Origin of the sequence: Herbaspirillum sp. WGmk3 (genome assembly GCF_023952535.1) — a bacterium.
GTDB lineage: Bacteria > Pseudomonadota > Gammaproteobacteria > Burkholderiales > Burkholderiaceae_D > Herbaspirillum > Herbaspirillum huttiense.
The window spans coordinates 17,067-33,959 of record NZ_JAKYWT010000006.1 but is presented as its reverse complement, the minus strand read 5'-3'; the positions used below and the strand labels follow the sequence as shown (position 1 = coordinate 33,959).

Below are 16,893 nucleotides of genomic sequence, written 5' to 3'. Positions count from 1 at the left end.
AATGGGTCGTATTTTCGTATTTATATCGTAAAAGAAAGGCGATTGCACTACAGTGACGGCGCGACAACACCATCAAGAGCCGCGCAGCAGCGCCTGCGCACACGGCCATGCAATCTGCCATTGTCGGCCGCATCGGCCCATGGATGGCAGGCAACACAACTAAAAAAACGTAAAGACAGACGAGGAGCACGACAATGAGTATCCACGCAAGTGGCGCTCTCCCCACGGTCCATGTGGACCAGGTGGTGGAGCAGGGCCGGTTCGGCACTTTTCAATTCGGCCTGCTGCTGCTGTGCGGCCTGTGCCTCATCATCGATGGTTTCGACGTGCAGGCCATGGGCTATGTGGCCCCGGCCATCATCGCCGACTGGGGCGTGAGCAAGGCCAGCCTGGGACCGGTATTCGGTGCCGGCCTGTTCGGCATGCTGCTGGGCTCGCTGGTGCTTACCCCGGTGGGTGACCGCTACGGCCGCCGTCCGGTCCTGATCGCCTCGACCCTGTTCTTTGCGGTCTGCATGCTGGTGACGCCGCTGGTCACCACCATCGATCAGTTGCTGATCGTGCGTTTCATCACCGGCTTCGGCCTGGGCAGCATCATGCCCAATGCGATGGCGCTGGTCGGTGAATACAGCCCCTCGTCCTCCCGCGTGACCCGCATGATGCTGGTCTCCTGCGGCTTTACCGTGGGCGCTGCGGCCGGCGGATTCGTGAGCGCAGCGCTGATCCCGGCGCACGGCTGGCATGCAGTGTTCTGGGTGGGCGGTGCAGTGCCGCTGGTGCTGGGCCTGGCGATGCTGGTCTGGCTGCCGGAATCGATACAGTTCCTGGTGCTGCACCGTCGTGCGCGCAGCCAGGTGGCGCGCTGGCTGCGCAAGCTCGATCCCGCCATCCGCATCGATGACAGCACCGAGGTCGTGGTCAAGGAAAGCAAGGCCGAAGGCATGCCGGTAGCCGCCCTGTTCCGCGATGGCCGCGCCGGTGTCACCGTGCTGCTGTGGCTGATCAGCTTCATGAACCTGATCAACCTGTACTTCCTCTCCAATTGGCTGCCCACGCTCATTCGTGACGCCGGCTATTCCACCAGCATGGCCGTGCTGATCGGTACCTCGCTGCAAGTGGGCGGCGTGGTCGGTACGCTGACCTTGGGCCGCTTCATCAACCGCTTCGGCTTCACCCGCGTACTGGGCAGCTGCTTCCTGCTGGCCTGCGTGTCCATTGCGCTGATCGGCAAGGTGGCGGCCATGCCGGTGCTGCTGTTCCTGGCGGTGATCGTGGCGGGCTTCTGCATCGTGGGTGGACAACCGGCCGTCAATGCACTGGCCGGTACCTTCTACCCGACCACGCTGCGCTCCACCGGCATCGGCTGGGCGCTGGGCATCGGCCGCATCGGCTCGGTGGTCGGGCCGGTCATCGGCGGCCAACTGATCGCGCTGCAGTGGAGCAATGGTTCGCTGTTCATTGCAGCGGCGGTGCCGGCGCTGATTTCGGCGCTGACCATCGCGCGCCTGCATCGTACTTCCCGAGGAGTGTCCGCATGAATACCGTCACCGATTCTTCCGTCAGCCATCACGTGCATACACGCGGCTACCAGTCCGGCTTCGGCAATGAGTTCGCCACCGAGGCCCTGCCGGGTGCGCTTCCCGCGCACCAGAATTCGCCGCAGCGTGCGCCCTATGGCCTGTATGCCGAGCAGATTTCCGGTACCGCCTTCACTGCACCGCGCGGTCACAACCGTCGCTCGTGGCTCTATCGCATCCGTCCGGCAGCAGTGCATCATCCCTTTGAGCCGATGGAACGCGGCCTGCTGGTGAGCCACTTCGACGACGTCGCAGCGCCGCCCAACCAGTTGCGCTGGGACCCGCTACCCATGCCGACCGTGCCCACCGATTTCATCGAAGGGATGGTCACCATGGCCGGCAACGGCTCGCCGCAAGCCCAGAGCGGTTGCGCCATTCACTTGTATGCCGCCAATTGCTCGATGACCGATCGCTTCTTCTATTCGGCCGATGGCGAACTGCTGATCGTGCCGCAGCTGGGCCGCCTGCAATTGCGTACCGAGCTGGGCGTGATCGATATCGAGCCGCAGGAGATCGCCGTCATTCCGCGTGGCCTGCGCTTCCAGGTGCGTCTGCCGGATGGCGAGGCACGCGGCTACATTTGCGAGAATTTCGGCGCGCTGCTGCGCCTGCCTGATCTTGGTCCGCTGGGGTCCAACGGCCTGGCCAATCCGCGCGATTTCGCCACACCGCACGCCTGGTACGAAGACCGCGAGGGCGACTTCCAGCTCATCGCCAAATTCGGCGGCAATCTGTGGCAGGCGAAGATCGGCCATTCGCCGCTGGATGTGGTGGCCTGGCATGGCAACTATGTTCCCTACAAGTACGACCTGCGCCACTTCAACACCATCGGTTCGATCAGCTACGACCATCCCGATCCCTCGATCTTCCTGGTGCTGCAGTCGCAGAGCGATACGCCCGGCGTGGATACGATCGACTTCGTGATCTTCCCGCCGCGTTGGCTGGCTGCTGAAAATACCTTCCGTCCGCCCTGGTTCCACCGCAACGTGGCCAGCGAATACATGGGCCTGATCACCGGCCAGTACGATGCCAAGGAAGGCGGCGGCTTTGTGCCCGGCGGCGGCAGCCTGCATAATTGCATGAGCGGTCACGGACCGGACGCGGCCACCTTCGAGAAGGCCAGCCGCATCGATACCAGCACCCCGAACAAGGTCGACCACACCATGGCCTTCATGTTCGAGACCCGCAACATCCTTTGCCCGACCCGTCACGCCCTGTCCGCGCCGACCTTGCAGCGCGATTACCAGGACTGCTGGCTGGGCATCCAGAAGAACTTCAACCCGGAGCGCGCATGAGCCTGCCTAGCCTGACACTGAACGAAACCCATGACACCTCGCTGCGTAGCTGGGTCCAGAGCGCAAATGCAGAAAACTGCAGCTTCCCGATCCAGAACCTGCCTTACGGCGTGTTTCGCCGCAGCCGCAGTGAAGAAGCGTACCGCGCGGGCGTTGCCATCGGCGACCAGATTCTGGACCTGCCGGCCGCCCAGGCAGCCGGCGCCTTCTCGGGCTTCGATGAAGCCACGCGCACGGCAGCCCATGCCGCCTGCAGCGGCAGCAGCCTCAATGCCCTGATGGCGCTCACGCCGGCTGCCTGGTCGGCACTGCGCCTGGCATTGTCGCGCCTGCTGCGCAGCGGTTCGGCGCATCAGTCCGAACTGGCCGCCTGCCTGGTTCCGCAAGCCCAGGCCGAATACGATGTACCGGCCGTGATCGGCGACTACACCGACTTCTACACATCGATCCACCACGCCACCACGATAGGGAAGCTGTTTCGTCCCGACAATCCACTGCTGCCCAACTACAAGTGGGTGCCCATCGGCTATCACGGCCGTGCTTCATCCATCGCGATCTCGGGCCAGCAGTTCCGCCGTCCGGTCGGCCAGACCAAGGCCCCCGATGCAGACCTGCCCGCTTTCGGTCCCTGCAAGCGGCTGGATTACGAACTGGAACTGGGCATCTTCATCGGCGGCGGCAATGCGCTGGGCGAGCCGGTCCCGATGGCGCAGGCCGAGGACAAGGTGTTTGGACTTTGTCTCCTGAACGACTGGTCCGCACGCGATGTGCAGGCCTGGGAATACCAGCCGCTGGGCCCCTTCCTGTCGAAGAGCTTTGCTTCCACCATCTCGCCCTGGATCGTCACGCTGGAAGCGCTGGCGCCGTATCGTTGCGGATGGACGCGCCCGGCGGACGACCCGCAACCGCTGCCTTACCTGGATGCGCCGACCCTGCGCGAGAGCGGCGCCTTTGACATCGAACTGGAAGTGCTGATCCAGACCGCTGCCATGCATGAAGCGGGCAGTGCCCCGCAACGGCTCTCGCTGGGCAACTATCGGGATGCCTACTGGACCGTGGCGCAGCTGGTCACGCACCATACCGTCAATGGCTGCAACTTGCGTCCGGGCGATTTCTTCGGGTCGGGGACCTTGTCGGGTCCGGCACCGGACCAGGCCGGTTCGCTGCTGGAACTGAGCGGTGGCGGCAAGACCCCGCTGACCCTGGCCAATGGCGAGAAGCGCGTCTTCCTGGAAGATGGCGATACCATCATCCTGCGCGCAGTGGCTCGTCGCGATGGCTTGCCCAATATCGGTTTCGGTGAAGCGGCCGGCACTGTGTTGCCTGCCCGCAGCCTGGCCTGATCCGATTGTCTTTCCTGAAGGGAGCAAGCGCATGACTACCCTCTACAGCTATTTCCGCAGCTCGGCCTCCTATCGCGTGCGCATCGCCCTGAACATCAAAGGCGTGGCTTACGAAACGGCGGCCGTGCATTTGTTGAATCAGGGCGGCGAGCAATTGCTGCCCGCCTTCACGCAGTTGAATCCGCATGCGCTGGTCCCGGTGCTGGCCGACCAGGGCAAGCTGCTCACGCAATCGATGGCGATGCTGGAGTATCTGGAAGAGCGCTATCCGACGCCCTCCCTGTTGCCGGGCGATGCCTTTGCGCGAGCGCATATCCGCGAACTGTCGCTGGCCATCGCCTGTGAAATCCATCCGCTGAACAACCTGCGCGTGCTGCGTTATCTCAAGCACGCGCTGGCGGTGGATGAGGCGCAGAAGACGGCCTGGATCCAGCACTGGATCAAGCTCGGTTTCACCGCGCTGGAACAGCAACTGGCGGCCGATGCCACGCGTGGCCACTTCTGCGTAGGCGATGCACCGACCATGGCCGATTGCTTCCTGATTCCGCAGATCTTCAATGCGCGCCGTTTCGAAGTGGACATGGCGCCTTACCCGACGCTGTGCGCCATCGAGGCCGCCTGCAATGCGCTGCCCGCTTTCGAGCAGGCGCATCCGGCGCAACAGCCCGACGCCGCGTAAGCGATCAGCCCGGGCTGCGGCGCGGTACCAGCAGGTTGCCGGTCATGATGAGCACGGCTTCGTCGTGCTGGTTGTAAGTCGTCACGCGATGGTTGAGGAATCCCTGCTGCGGCTTGGATTGCGAAGTCTTGATGCCCAGCACTTCGGCTTCCAGGCGCAGCAGATCGCCGGGACGGGTCGGACGCGGCCAGCGGAATTCATCGAAGCCGGCACCGATGATGCCGCCCTGGATGTGCAGGGTATCGACCAGCAGGCGCATGGTCAGCGCGGCGGTATGCCAGCCGCTGGCGGCCAGGCCACGGAAGAAGGTCTGCTGTGCAGCAGCGTCGTCGAGGTGGAAGGGCTGGGGATCGTACTGTTGGGCGAACTGCTTGATCTCTTCGGCGCTCACGGTGAGCGTGCCCGGCGAGCGAAATACCTGGCCCGGCTGGAAGTCATCGAGATAGTTGAGGGTGGTCACTGAGTCTCCATTCCTGGTATGCACGCTGTAACGTGCTTGTTGTCGTCATGGGGCAGGTAGCCAGTATAACGATACCGCGCTGCTTATGGACGGGCGGCCAGCCAGGTAGTGATTTGCTGGTGCTGATGCATCCAGCGGAAGGTCTGTGGCGAACGCCAAGCGATCAGTTGACCGATCAATTGATACTCGGCCTCCAGCGTACGGTGGAATATCGGCTCGTGATGGGCGATGCGGTTGCGCAATTGTCGGATCGTTTCAAGTGCGTCATGGATGGCCTTGCGATGTTGTGCCACGGAGCGGCGCGGATCGAGATATGGGAAGACGCGCCGCAGGTGAGGATTCCATAGTCGTCCATCATGCCTTGCGGCGAACATGCGCTGCCAGAAGACGAACTTGAGTTCCGCAATCACTTTGCCCGTCTGCCCGATCGGTAGTCCTGCCCGGGCCTTGGCCAAATCATGGCGCGCACCATACGCGATCGAACTGGCCGGCAAGCTTTGTTCAAAGGCGGAGGCCCATGGCCACGCAGCACCGTATTTGGCAGCAAGGGCGTCGTCCACCGCATTGCGCAGCACGACTTCACACAAGTGCAGGGGTGTCAGGAAGGCAGCGGAGACCTGCGCGTTCCACAGGTAGAGATTGAGTGCGGCAGGGTCGTCGGGGCCGTGGCAGTGGGTGGCCGCCGCGTAGGTCGAGATGCGCGCGGGCGAGAGTGCCCGGTGGATTTCCGCTATCTGTGCCTGAATTGACATTGCACCCGTTAACCCCTATAGTCGCCACGCGAGCCACGGGATCTGTTAGCGCAAGCTTCCCCCCGAGGACACACGAGAGTTTAACGACGAACCCCGCTTGCAGCGGGGTTTTTCCATTGGGCTTCGGATAAAGCGGAGCAACCTGGGATTTATTCGATGCAGCGGTGACGCGCAACCCGGTGTCACCGCTTCCTCTGCCACGCCATTCGGCACGGCCGTTCTCATCACGACGACTTGGACAACTTCGCCAGCTGCTGGGTCAGATAGCTCTGCCGCGACTGCATCGTCGCCAGCGTGACGTTGAGCCGGTTGAACTGGTTGGTGTAGTTGTCCTTCAGGGTTTGCAGCCGATCATTGGCCGCGGTCTGCTGGTCGGTCACGGTCTTGAGGCTGTCCTGCAGGCCCTTGGTCTTGGTGGCCAGCGTGCCGCTGTCGCCCAGGATGCTGTCCATCAGCTTCTGCAGCTTGGGCACGACGCCGGAGGTCCCGGTGAAGAGCTTGGCGACCGCGTCGAAATCCTTGTTGCCGGCCGTCGTCAGCTTGGTCGCATCCAGCGCCAGCGTGCCATCCTTCTGGAACGAGATCCCCACCTGCGACAGGTTCATGCCGCCATCGTCGCCCAGTGCGCCCAGCATGGTGCCGCGGATCTGCGTCATCATGTTCAGCACGGAAGATTCCGCTGCCAGCGGCGAGCCGGTGCTGGCCTGGCCCTTGGTGGTGGACGGGGTCTGCTTGGTGAGGTTGGTCACGGCCTTGGCCAGGTTGTTGTAGGCCGTCACGAAACTGTTGGCCGCCGTCGACAGGCCGCTGGTGTCATTGGCGATGGACAGCGAGAAATTGTCCGCCGCCGTCGTCACCTTCGCCAGGTTCAGCGTCACGCCCGAAATCGCATTGCTGACCTTGTTGGTGGTGCTGGTCACCGCCACGCCATCGATGGTCAGCTTGGCATCCTGCGCCTTGGCCAATTGCCCCATGCTGCTGCCGGACAGGTTGGCATAGTCATTGCTGCCGACCAGCTTGATCGGATCCGTGCCGGCCGGCGTGAGCACCAGATGGTCATTGCTGCCGTCGTTGCTGATGCTGGCGATCACGCCGGTATTGGCATCGTTGATGGCTTTCATCACGTCGTTCAGGCCGATGGCACCGCTGTTGTCGAGATCGGTCGGGGTGATGGTGAAGGACTTGCTGCCGACCTGCAGCGCCAGGCTGCCGCTGCTGTAAGTCTGGTTGGTCGCTACGCCCGTGGTGGTGACGGTGCCGCTGGGATCGAAGTTGAACACCGCGAAATTGCCGGTGCCGCTGACCCGCAGGCTGTTGGCCGCGCCGCTGTCCTTGGCGGTGAGCACCAGGTGATCGTTGGTGCCGTCGCTGACGATGGCCGCATTGACGCCCGCATCGCTGGCGTTGATGGCATCGCGCACACCGGCCAGGGTATTGGTCTTGGGCTGGATCAGCGTGGTCGAGCCATTGCCGGTCTTGATGGCCAGCACGCCATTGTCGAAGGTGGTGCCGGGCACGATGCCGGCCGAGCTGACCTTGACCGCCTGCGCCAGCTGGCTCACGCCGATGCTGTACTTGCCGGCGGCGGCCTTGGTGGCATCGCGCGGGGCCTGGATCTGCGTCACCGAGCCCGACACGCTGGGGTCATAGCTCAGCCCGGACAGCGAATTGTTGGCCGTGACCTTGATGGTGTTGGCCGTGCCGCCGGTATTGGATTCCAGGACCAGATGGTCGCCGCTGCCATCGGTGACGATGGAGGCCGTCACGCCGGCCTTGGAGGCATTGATGGTGTCGCGCAGGCCTGCCAGGGTGGCATTGGCCTGCAGCGTGATGAAGGTGGGCGAGTTGGTGCCGATCTTGATGGCGATCGAGTCGCCGGCATTGAAGGTGGTGCCGCTGGCATAGCCACCGGATTTCAGCTTCTGTGCCAGGACCTTGGTCGAGTCGTCACTGTTGGCTTCTGCCGTGAACGGATCGGTGGTCAGGCTGGTGCCGGTGCCGGCATTGGACACGGTGGTCTTCTGCGCACTGAAGCTGGCGGCCGTCATGACCTTCAGGGCGCTTTGATAGCTGGTCAGCGCATTCTTCAGCGAGCCATACGCGGAAATGAGCGTATTGAAGCCGCTTTCCTTGGTCTTCAGCGGTGTGAGCTTGGACTTGCTCTCGACCGCGATGAGCTGGTTGACCAGCGTCGAAACGTCAAGCGGACCGGCCGATGTCGAGATCGTCCCCGTGGAAGTTGCCATGTTGACCCCTAAGCAAACGTGATGTTCTTGTAATTTGAGAAACTGACCCTTCGTCAGCGCACCCGAAGGTTAACGGCACGTCTTTACAAAAGTAAAGGGGAGTTTGCTGACCAATAGTGGTGTTTTTCTGGGGGATTTGTGGAGATTGGATGGAGATGCCGCAATCCCGCCGTCGCGGAGGGCATAAATGTAAAGATGAGGCCGAGGGCTTCCTGCCCTGGAAAGAACTTGCTGTGCGGAAATTGACAGGGGGGTGTGCAAAAACGATCAGGACCATCCGCGATCGTCTGTACAGAAAAAGGGGCAGGAAAAAAGCCAGGAAAAAGGCCAGAAAAAATCTGCGGAAAACCGTGCAGACAGCGCTATCGCCGCCTCCAGAGCGTGCCTGGCTGGCGCCGCGCGGCATCGTCCGGCGACGGCCAGCCCATGCGCCTCAGGTCTGGATGAATTTTTCCAGCGGATAGTGATGCTTGATGAAGGGCGACTTGATGACGATGTAGCTGAAATACTTCTCGATGCGCAGATTCTGTTCCAGCAGCGATTCGATCACGCTCTGGTAGTGCACCACGCTGCGAGTCATGAACTTGAGCAGGTAGTCATAACCACCGCTGACCAGATGGCATTCAATGATTTCATCGACGTTGCGGATGGTGGCCTCGAACTTGGCGAAGTCTTCGCGCCGATGGTCCGACAGCGTCACCTCGGTGAACACGATCTGGACGTCGGCCAGTTTCTCCAGACGGATATACGCACCATAGCCGCTGATGTAGCCGGCCTTCTCCAGGCGCTTGACACGGATCAGGCAGGGACTGGGCGAGAGGCCGACGGCGTCGGCCAGGATTACATTGGTAATGCGGCTATTCTGCTGCAGGTGACACAAAATCCTCAGATCGATCCGGTCCAGTTTCAACGCGCCGTTAGTCATCATGTTGCCTCGGGTTATTCGACTCAGCCTGCCGGTCTGCCTCGCGTATCGCACGCAGCGCAATCCGGCAGGATGTAGCAGGGCATTTTAACCCCTCCGGCGGCGATTTCCCCATCGTGCCGGAGGCGATACTCGCATGGGCCGGCTCAGCGCACGGCCTGGCGCACCTCGGGTTGGGCCAGCACTTCATCGAGGATGGCACGCAGGCGCGCAAACATCAGCGCGAAATCCTCTTCCGTGTAGCACAGCGCGGGCGCAAAGCCGAGGATGTTGTCGCCGAAGGCGCGGAACACCAGGCCATGGCGATAGGCCACCTGGAAGATGCGATCGTGCAGCTTCAGCTCCGGTGCAAAGCGTGCCTTGGTCTGCTTGTCAGCCACCAGTTCCAGTGCGCCCAGCAGGCCACGGCTGCGCGCATCGCCCACCAGCGGATGATCGAGCAGGGCGCGCAGGCCGCCGGCGAAGACCGGTTCCAGGCGCCGGCCGTTTTCCAGCAGACCGCCTTCCTCATACAGCCGCAGGACCTCCAGCGCCACCGCCGCACTGACCGGATGGGCCGAGTAGGTCTGGCCATGGCCGACCACGGTGCTCATCGGTGCGCCATCGGCAATACCGTTGTAGACACGGTCCGACATCATCACCGCACCCATCGGCGCATAGCCGGCGGTCAAGCCCTTGGCCATGGTCATCAGGTCGGGCTGCACGTCTTCGTCCAGGCACGCGAACATCGGGCCGGTGCGTCCGAAGCCGGTGATGACCTCGTCCACCACGAACAGGATGTCCAGCTGGTTGCAGGCCAGCTGCATGGCCTTGAGCCAGCCCTTGGGCGGCACCACCACGCCACCGGAACCCTGGATCGGTTCGCAGAAGAAGGCCGCCACATTGTCCGCGCCCAGTTCGGCGACCTTGTCGCGCAGCGATTGCACCGAGGCCGCGATGATCGCTTCATCGCCCTGCAGCTCGCTGCGGTAAGGGTAAGGCGAGGGCAGGTAATGCTGGGTCGGCAGCGGCAGGTTGAAGTTGTAATGGAAATTGGGCAATGCAGTCAGGCCCGCGCCCACCGAGGACGAACCGTGATAGCCACGCTGCAGCGAGATGAAATGCTTTTTGGTCGGCTTGCCGATGGAGTTGTGATAGTGCGTGATGTAGCGAATGGCCGCATCCACCGCATCGGAACCGCCCAAGGTGAAATACACGTGCTTGAGCGACGCCGGGCTGATGTCCACCAGTTTCTTGGCCAGCAGGATGGCCGGTTCCGAGGCGAAATGGAAATAGCCGGTGGCATACGGCAGGCGCTGCATCTGCTCGGTGGCGGCGCGGATCACGCTCTCCTGGCCATAGCCGGTGTTGACGCACCACAGTCCCGAAAAGGCATCCAGCAGCTGCTTGTCCTGGTGATCGGTCAGGTAGGCACCTTGGCCGGACTTGAGGATGATGGGGCCCAGTTCTTCATGCTCGCGGAAGCTGGCAACGGGGTGGATCAGGTGGCTGCGGTCGAGCGCGGCCAGGGCGGAAGTTTGCATAGAGGTGGACTCGCTGAAGATGCGTTGAACAAGGCCGTGCAGGCAAACGGCACAACCGGCATGGGTTCTATCCTATGCCCCCGGCCGCGCAGGCGATGCGCAAGATGCGGGGCTGAAAAAGCATGTTCATGGGTTTTGCGCGCTGCTGCGGCATTTTCTGCGGCAGCAGCGCGGACACTTCAGCCCAGCCTCAGCCCAGCGCCTGGTTGACGATGGAAAACAGCTGCATGCCCGCATCGCGTACCGGTGGTTCACCCTTGCACATGCGCGTGACATGGTCCACGCAGGTCAGGCCCAGCTTGTCGAACCAGGCCGGCAGGTCGCTCGATTCGAAGACGTCGATGCGGATGAAGGAGTCCGAATAAGTATTGATCCAGTGTGCGATCAATCCCTTGGCGCGTTCCGCGTCAGGTGCCACCACCGGCCCGATCACGCGGCCATGGCCGAAGCGGCGCACCAGCGCAAAGCCCAGCATCTCGCCATCGCGGTCCAGTGCCACGCCTTCGGATATCTCCAGCAGGGCCAGCAGCAGCTTGCTGCGATCCATGCCGGTGGCCTGCGCATCCAGTTCCAGCAGGCGATGGACATCATTCTTGCCCATCGGCCGCACGCGCTCGCCTGGTGGCAGCGACACCAGCACCGGCTGCGCCGACGAGCCCTGGAACTGGTGCAGCACATCCTGCTGCACGAAACCCAGTTGCTTGTAGAGCGGCATGCCGGCCGCTGTCGCGTTGACGATGAGGCTGCGGCCATTGACTTCGCTGGCCGCATGCTGCATCAGCCGCCGTCCCAGGCCGCGCCGCTGCAACTCGGTCTGCACCAGCAGCATGCCGATGACGGCGTGGTGCTCGCCATAGGTGGTGCAGACCACGCTGCCGACGGTGCGCAGCGCCGCGTCCGAGGCGGTGTTTTCCAGCAGGTAGCCTTGCCCCATCTGCAGCAGGAAATTCCAGTCTTCCAGCCGGTGCGGCCACTTGAAGCGCAGCGACAGCCGGTGGCAGTGGCCCAGGTCATCCGTTGCAATCGGCCGCAAGAGCAGGTCGGGCAAGGGCTCGCGGGCGGTCTCGGGCTCGTGGGTGGACAGCGCGGGCATGGTGGCTCCTGTTGGTTTCAGTGAGAGGGGCAGCTAGGCACGGGAGGACTCAGAGCTGGCCCTGGCAAACGTATTTGGTGTGCAGGTAATCATCCAGGCCATGCACCGAGCCTTCGCGGCCATAACCGGATTCCTTCACGCCGCCGAAGGGCGCGGCTTCCGCTGCCAGCGCACCTTCGTTGACGCCCACGATACCGCTTTCCAGCGCATCGGTGACACGATGGATGCGGCGCACATCGGTCGAATAGAAATACGCAGCCAGACCGAAGGGCGTGGCATTGGCGGCGGCGATCACTTCCTCTTCCGTCGAGAAGCGGGTAATTGGTGCCACCGGTCCGAAGGTCTCTTCGCAGCTGCATTGCATCTCGCCGGTGACGTTGGCCAGCACGGTCGGGGCATAGTAGTTGTCGCTTTCGAAGCCGGAGCCCTGCAGGCGCTTGCCGCCGGTGATCACGCGCGCACCGCGTTCGATGGCATCGCGCACGTGCTGGTCGATCTTGCCAATGGCGCGGGCGTTGATCATCGGGCCGATCTGCGAAGCCGGATCGGTGGCCGGGCCGACCTTCAGTGCCGCCACGCGCGCCCCGAGCTTGGCCACGAAGTTTTCATAGACCTTGTCTTGCACGTAGATACGGTTGGGGCTCACGCAGGTCTGGCCGCCATTGCGGAACTTGGCGGCCATCACGCCATCGATGGCGGCGTCGATATCGGCATCATCGAAGACGATGAAGGGCGCATTGCCGCCCAGTTCCAGCGAGAGCTTCTTCAAGGTATCGGCCGAATGGCGCGCCAGGTGCTTGCCCACGGCGGTCGAGCCGGTGAAGCTGATCTTGCGCACGCGGCCATCGGCCAGCCACACATCGACCACTTCCGGGGTACGTTCGCGCGAGGCCGTGACGATGTTGATGACCCCGGCCGGCACGCCCGCTTCCAGTGCCAGGCGGATCAGCGCCAGCGACGTCAGCGGCGTGTCCTCGGCCGGTTTGCACACCACGGTGCAGCCGGCGGCCAGGGCCGGGGCGATCTTGCGGGCGATCATCGCTGCCGGGAAATTCCACGGCGTGATGGCCGCCACGACACCCACCGGTTCCTTCAACGCCATCATGCGGCGGCCGGTGACCGGTGCCGGGATGATGTCGCCATTGGCGCGCGTGGCTTCTTCACCGAACCATTCCACATAGCTGGCGGCATAGGCCACTTCGCCCTTGGCTTCGGCCAGCGGCTTGCCCTGCTCGCGCGAGATCAGGCGGCCCAGGTCTTCCTGGTGCGCCAGCAGCAGATCGTTCCAGCGCTTGATGATGGTGGCGCGCTGCTTGGCCGGCGTGGCACGCCAGGCCGGGAAGGCGGCCACAGCCGCATCGACGGCAGCACGCGCGTCAGCGGCGGTACCGTCCGGCACGGTGGCAAACACCTGGCCAGTGGCCGGGTCAGTCACGTCCAGTACGCGGCCATCGGCCGCTGCGCGCCAGTCGGCGCCGATCAGTTGGGCGCCGGGCATCAGGTCCTGGCGTTGCAGAGTCAGAGAGGTCATGGTGAGCATTCAGCAAAAGTTAATGCAACTATCAACGAGCATTCAGAAAAAGTTAATGCAGCCAGTGGCGCGCCGTCACTCCATTACGCCATCACGCCAGTTTGTCCTTCAGTTGGTAATACAGGCCGATCACCGGCAGGAACCACGGCGGCCCGAAGTGGCCGGGGATGGCCGGCCATTCGCGTTCGCGCCAGGGGTTGGCCAGCGCGTCACCCGCCATCACCTGGGCCATGCACTGGCCCATGTGCACCGACATCTGCGTGCCGTGGCCGCTGTAACCCATGGAGTAATACAGTCCGTCGCGTTCGCCAGCCTGCGGCAGGCGGTCGCGCGTCATGTCGACCAGGCCGCCCCAGCAGTAGTCCAGGCGCACCTGGCCCAGCTGCGGGAAGGTCTCGTGCAGGCCCTGGCGCAGGATCTCGCCGCTGGCCGCATCGGACTGCGGACTGGAAATCGCAAAGCGCGCCCGTCCGCCAAAGACCAGGCGGGTATCGGGCGTCATGCGGAAATAGTGGTGGATGTTGGCCACCGTGGTGTAGGTGCGCTGCCTGGCCAGCATCGCGGCAGCGCGCTCGGCGCCCAGCGGTTCGGTCACCACGATGAAACTGCCGATGGGCACGATGCGCCGGCGCAGCCAGCCGAAGCTGCCATAGGCCCCGTGACGGCTGGCTCCGGTGGCCAGCAGCACCTGCTTGGCCGTGATGGTGCCGCGCGCGGTGTGGACGCGATGCGCGTGGGTGTTGCCGATGCGTTCCAGGCGTCGCACTTCGGTACCGGTATGGATGGCCGCGCCGTGACGTTCTGCCGCCGTGGCCAGGCCCCAGGCGAAGCGGCCCATGTGCATCTGGCCGCTGCGCTTGTAGAGCAGGCCGCCGTGGAAGCGCTCGCTTTGCACCTCGGCACGCACGCGGGCGGCATCGAGGATCTCCACATCGCTGTCCACGCCATCGGCGATGAGACGGTCGGCACTGCGTTGCAGGGCGTCCATCTGATAGGGTTTGGTGGCCATCTTGAGCTTGCCGTGGCGCAGGAAATCGCAGGCAATCTGCTCCTGCTGCACCAGTCGCGCCACCGTATCGACCGCATCGTCATAGGCGTGATACCAGGCGCGGGCACGCTCCACGCCGACCTTGGCGGCGACCTCGGCATAGTCCACCGCGAGGCCGTTGTTGACGTGGCCGCCGTTGCGGCCCGAGGCTTCGGCGGCGACATGAGGGCCGGCTTCCAGCACCACCACCGAGGCCCCGCGCTTGGCGAAAGCCAGTGCCGCCGACAAGCCGGTGAAGCCGCCGCCGACGATGGCCACGTCAACCTGCGTGGGCAGCTCGCGCGTGGGGGAGATGAACAGCGGTGCAGAATCGGTCCAGTAGGATTCCAGCTTCATGGTCGGGGCTTCAGGCAGGTGAATGGGGAAAGGTGAGGCGGCAGACGCACTGCGCCACGTCATCAAGGATAGAACGCATAAGCCAGCGCCGTGACGCGAACTGCCCGCCGCCAGCGGCATGGCATGCCGTTGTGGCGGGGCGGTTCGGCATTTTGTTTGCCATGCGGCATCTCCGGATGAAGTGGCGGTGAGACATCAGTAACCGCGCTGGCGGTCGATCAGGCCCAGCAGCGGCAAGCCCTCGCGATGGCGGCGCAGGTTTTCCAGCACCGCATCGACCGCACCATCGGGCTGGGTCATGCTGGCGATGTGCGGCGTGAGCACGATGTCGGGATGGGTCCAGAAGGGATGGCCCTGCGGCAAGGGTTCGGTCTCGCACACGTCCAGCACGGCGGCGCTCAATTGGCCGTCATTGAGAGCGGCCAGCAGATCGTCTTCCACCAGATGGCCACCGCGTCCGACGTTGACCAGCGCGGCACCGCGCGGCAATTGCGCAAACAGCTCGCCGTTGAGCAGGCCGCGCGTATCGTCGGTCAGCGGCACCAGGCACACCAGCACATCGGTACGCGCCAGGAAGTGGCGCAGGCCATCGCTGCCGCTGTAGCAATCGATACCGTCCATCTGGTGCGCCGAACGGCTCCATCCTGCGCAGGGGAAACCCAGTCCGTGCAACTGCTGCAGCACGGCGCGCCCCAGCATGCCCAGTCCCAGCACGCCGACGCGGCAAGCCGAGGCCGGGCGCACGCGATGGGCGCGCCACACCTGTTCCCGCTGCTGTCGCGCATACACGCGGCTGTCACGATGCAGGCCCAGCACCGCGTGCGTCACGTACTGCACCATGCCGGCGGCGATGCCGGGTTCGGTCATGCGCACCACCGGCAGGTCCGGGGGCAGGGTGGACATGTCGAACTGGTCGATGCCGGCCCCGACCGAGAACAGGATTTCCAGATGGGGGAAGCGTTGCGCGATATCGTCTGGCGGCGTCCAGGCGGCCAGATAGCGCACGCTGCTGCCATCGCCGTCATGCGGCCAGATATGGAAGGGCAGCTCGGGGGCCTTCTCGGCAAACAGTTGCGCCCATTCGGCGCCGCGTACCGGATCGGCCTTGTAGAGAAAAGTCATGTTGGTCTCGTGCGGGCCGTTCAGCCCAGTGCCTGGTTGATCATGGAATAGGTGCGCCACGCGGTGGCGGGCGCGGGCGGGGTGCCACGGCACATGCTGACCACGTTGTCCACGCAGGTCAGGCCGATCTCTTCGAGCCACGGTTTGAGGCCGGTCCGGCCCGGCACGTCGATGCGCAGATAAGCGCCGGGATAGGCGTTGATCCAGTAAGCGATGAGCGTTTTCGCATCTTCCACATTGCTGGCGATGACGGGGCCGATCACGCGGCCGCGCCCGAACTCGCGCAGATAGGCGACGCCCTTGACCTGGCCCGCCTGTTCCAGCACGGCCACTTCAGAGGTGTCCAGCAGCGGCACCAGCAGGGCGCTGCGGTCCATGCCGCTGGCCTGGCGGTCCAGTGCCAGCAGATAAGGCACTTCGTCCTTGCGCAGCGGGCGGATGCGCGCGCCTGCGGCCAGCACCGGGGTGGCACGCGCGGTAGTGCTCTGGTGCTGGCTCAGGGTGTCGGTGACCACGAAGCCCAGCTTCTCATAGAGCGGGCGTCCGGCCTCGGTGGCATTGAGGATGACGTTGCGCGTACCGGCATCCTGCAGCAGGCGTTGCATCATGGCGCGGCCCAGGCCACGGCCTTGCAGGGCATCGGTGATGATGACCAGGCCCAGCGAGGCATAGTCCTCACCGAGCGGGCAGAGCATGCCGCTGCCGGCCACGCTGCGCGTGCCATCGGGTTCTTCCAGTTCCACCGCCCAGCTGCTGCTGACCTGATGATGGAACTGCCAGTCGGCCAGCCGGTGCGGCCAGTAGAGGTGCAGACTCATGGCGTGGCAACTGGCCAGGTCCTCGGGGCGCATGGGGCGCAGGGTGGTCTGTACGGCCTGTCCGGCCGGGAGCGTGCTTTGGGTAGTCATGCAGCGTGTCCTTGTCGATACGGTGGCGATGCGGATGAGGCAGGGTCAAAGGTCC

14 protein-coding genes are annotated in these 16,893 nt (G+C 63.9%); 4 read left to right on the top strand and 10 right to left on the bottom strand.

Translation table 11 applies throughout. The features are described 5' to 3' along the window. The first annotated feature begins 194 nt into the window (after positions 1 to 194). The 4 genes from MKD49_RS21475 to maiA are packed head-to-tail and all read left to right on the top strand — an operon-like array spanning position 195 to position 4,894. The gene (locus MKD49_RS21475; protein WP_209567775.1) at positions 195 to 1,538 is read left to right on the top strand and encodes an MFS transporter; all 1,344 of its coding nucleotides are present in this window, start codon (positions 195 to 197) and stop codon (positions 1,536 to 1,538) included. Beyond that, a complete protein-coding gene (gene hmgA, locus MKD49_RS21470) occupies positions 1,535 to 2,872 on the top strand; it encodes a homogentisate 1,2-dioxygenase (RefSeq protein WP_252697312.1) in 1,338 nt (445 codons plus the stop codon). The genes MKD49_RS21475 and hmgA overlap by 4 nt, the downstream gene beginning before the upstream one ends. Beyond that, positions 2,869 to 4,215: a fumarylacetoacetase gene (gene fahA / locus MKD49_RS21465; protein WP_252697311.1), complete on the top strand. Its 1,347-nt coding sequence runs from the start codon at positions 2,869 to 2,871 to the stop codon at positions 4,213 to 4,215. The genes hmgA and fahA overlap by 4 nt, the downstream gene beginning before the upstream one ends. 31 nt (positions 4,216 to 4,246) lie before the next feature. After that, positions 4,247 to 4,894, top strand: coding sequence for a maleylacetoacetate isomerase (maiA, locus tag MKD49_RS21460; protein ID WP_121044168.1), 648 nt, complete (start codon positions 4,247 to 4,249; stop codon positions 4,892 to 4,894). A 4-nt stretch (positions 4,895 to 4,898) separates the two neighbouring features. Here maiA and MKD49_RS21455 read toward each other — a convergent pair whose 3' ends face one another. The 10 genes from MKD49_RS21455 to MKD49_RS21410 all read right to left on the bottom strand — a co-directional run bounded on the left by MKD49_RS21455 (position 4,899) and on the right by MKD49_RS21410 (position 16,838). Next, positions 4,899 to 5,354 (bottom strand): MaoC family dehydratase, encoded by a 456-nt coding sequence (locus MKD49_RS21455; protein WP_209579527.1) that lies wholly within the window; start codon positions 5,352 to 5,354, stop codon positions 4,899 to 4,901. A gap of 83 nt (positions 5,355 to 5,437) precedes the next feature. Then, complete coding sequence (locus tag MKD49_RS21450; protein ID WP_252697310.1) at positions 5,438 to 6,106, bottom strand: hypothetical protein; 669 nt, start codon at positions 6,104 to 6,106, stop codon at positions 5,438 to 5,440. 224 nt (positions 6,107 to 6,330) lie between these two features. Further along, positions 6,331 to 8,352: a flagellar filament capping protein FliD gene (fliD, locus tag MKD49_RS21445; RefSeq protein ID WP_252697309.1), complete on the bottom strand. Its 2,022-nt coding sequence runs from the start codon at positions 8,350 to 8,352 to the stop codon at positions 6,331 to 6,333. 433 nt (positions 8,353 to 8,785) lie between these two features. After that, complete coding sequence (locus MKD49_RS21440) at positions 8,786 to 9,280, bottom strand: Lrp/AsnC family transcriptional regulator (protein WP_081486017.1); 495 nt, start codon at positions 9,278 to 9,280, stop codon at positions 8,786 to 8,788. A 143-nt stretch (positions 9,281 to 9,423) separates the two neighbouring features. Further along, positions 9,424 to 10,800, bottom strand: a complete 1,377-nt coding sequence (locus MKD49_RS21435; protein ID WP_034332097.1) for an aspartate aminotransferase family protein — start codon at positions 10,798 to 10,800, stop codon at positions 9,424 to 9,426. Between the two features lie 190 nt (positions 10,801 to 10,990). Further along, positions 10,991 to 11,893 (bottom strand): GNAT family N-acetyltransferase, encoded by a 903-nt coding sequence (locus MKD49_RS21430; protein ID WP_252697308.1) that lies wholly within the window; start codon positions 11,891 to 11,893, stop codon positions 10,991 to 10,993. A gap of 49 nt (positions 11,894 to 11,942) precedes the next feature. Next, a complete protein-coding gene (locus MKD49_RS21425) occupies positions 11,943 to 13,424 on the bottom strand; it encodes an NAD-dependent succinate-semialdehyde dehydrogenase (RefSeq protein ID WP_204725004.1) in 1,482 nt (493 codons plus the stop codon). Between the two features lie 91 nt (positions 13,425 to 13,515). Beyond that, positions 13,516 to 14,871 carry an FAD-binding oxidoreductase gene (locus tag MKD49_RS21420; protein WP_256497725.1) on the bottom strand — a complete coding sequence of 452 codons (1,356 nt, stop codon included), beginning with the start codon at positions 14,869 to 14,871 and terminating at the stop codon, positions 13,516 to 13,518. 132 nt (positions 14,872 to 15,003) lie between these two features. Beyond that, positions 15,004 to 15,930 carry a glyoxylate/hydroxypyruvate reductase A gene (locus tag MKD49_RS21415; RefSeq protein ID WP_252697306.1) on the bottom strand — a complete coding sequence of 309 codons (927 nt, stop codon included), beginning with the start codon at positions 15,928 to 15,930 and terminating at the stop codon, positions 15,004 to 15,006. A 20-nt stretch (positions 15,931 to 15,950) separates the two neighbouring features. Next, positions 15,951 to 16,838: a GNAT family N-acetyltransferase gene (locus MKD49_RS21410; RefSeq protein ID WP_252697305.1), complete on the bottom strand. Its 888-nt coding sequence runs from the start codon at positions 16,836 to 16,838 to the stop codon at positions 15,951 to 15,953. Positions 16,839 to 16,893: the final 55 nt, after the last annotated feature.

Excerpts from the sequence above, each read along its gene's own strand:
- MKD49_RS21475 (WP_209567775.1), top strand. The coding sequence starts at position 195 with ATGAGTATCCACGCAAGTGGCGCTCTCCCCACGGTCCATGTGGACCAG.
- hmgA (WP_252697312.1), top strand. The coding sequence starts at position 1,535 with ATGAATACCGTCACCGATTCTTCCGTCAGCCATCACGTGCATACACGC.
- fahA (WP_252697311.1), top strand. The coding sequence starts at position 2,869 with ATGAGCCTGCCTAGCCTGACACTGAACGAAACCCATGACACCTCGCTG.
- maiA (WP_121044168.1), top strand. The coding sequence starts at position 4,247 with ATGACTACCCTCTACAGCTATTTCCGCAGCTCGGCCTCCTATCGCGTG.
- MKD49_RS21450 (WP_252697310.1), bottom strand. The coding sequence starts at position 6,106 with ATGTCAATTCAGGCACAGATAGCGGAAATCCACCGGGCACTCTCGCCC.
- fliD (WP_252697309.1), bottom strand. The coding sequence starts at position 8,352 with ATGGCAACTTCCACGGGGACGATCTCGACATCGGCCGGTCCGCTTGAC.
- MKD49_RS21440 (WP_081486017.1), bottom strand. The coding sequence starts at position 9,280 with ATGATGACTAACGGCGCGTTGAAACTGGACCGGATCGATCTGAGGATT.
- MKD49_RS21435 (WP_034332097.1), bottom strand. The coding sequence starts at position 10,800 with ATGCAAACTTCCGCCCTGGCCGCGCTCGACCGCAGCCACCTGATCCAC.
- MKD49_RS21430 (WP_252697308.1), bottom strand. The coding sequence starts at position 11,893 with ATGCCCGCGCTGTCCACCCACGAGCCCGAGACCGCCCGCGAGCCCTTG.
- MKD49_RS21425 (WP_204725004.1), bottom strand. The coding sequence starts at position 13,424 with ATGACCTCTCTGACTCTGCAACGCCAGGACCTGATGCCCGGCGCCCAA.
- MKD49_RS21420 (WP_256497725.1), bottom strand. The coding sequence starts at position 14,871 with ATGACGTGGCGCAGTGCGTCTGCCGCCTCACCTTTCCCCATTCACCTG.
- MKD49_RS21415 (WP_252697306.1), bottom strand. The coding sequence starts at position 15,930 with ATGACTTTTCTCTACAAGGCCGATCCGGTACGCGGCGCCGAATGGGCG.
- MKD49_RS21410 (WP_252697305.1), bottom strand. The coding sequence starts at position 16,838 with ATGACTACCCAAAGCACGCTCCCGGCCGGACAGGCCGTACAGACCACC.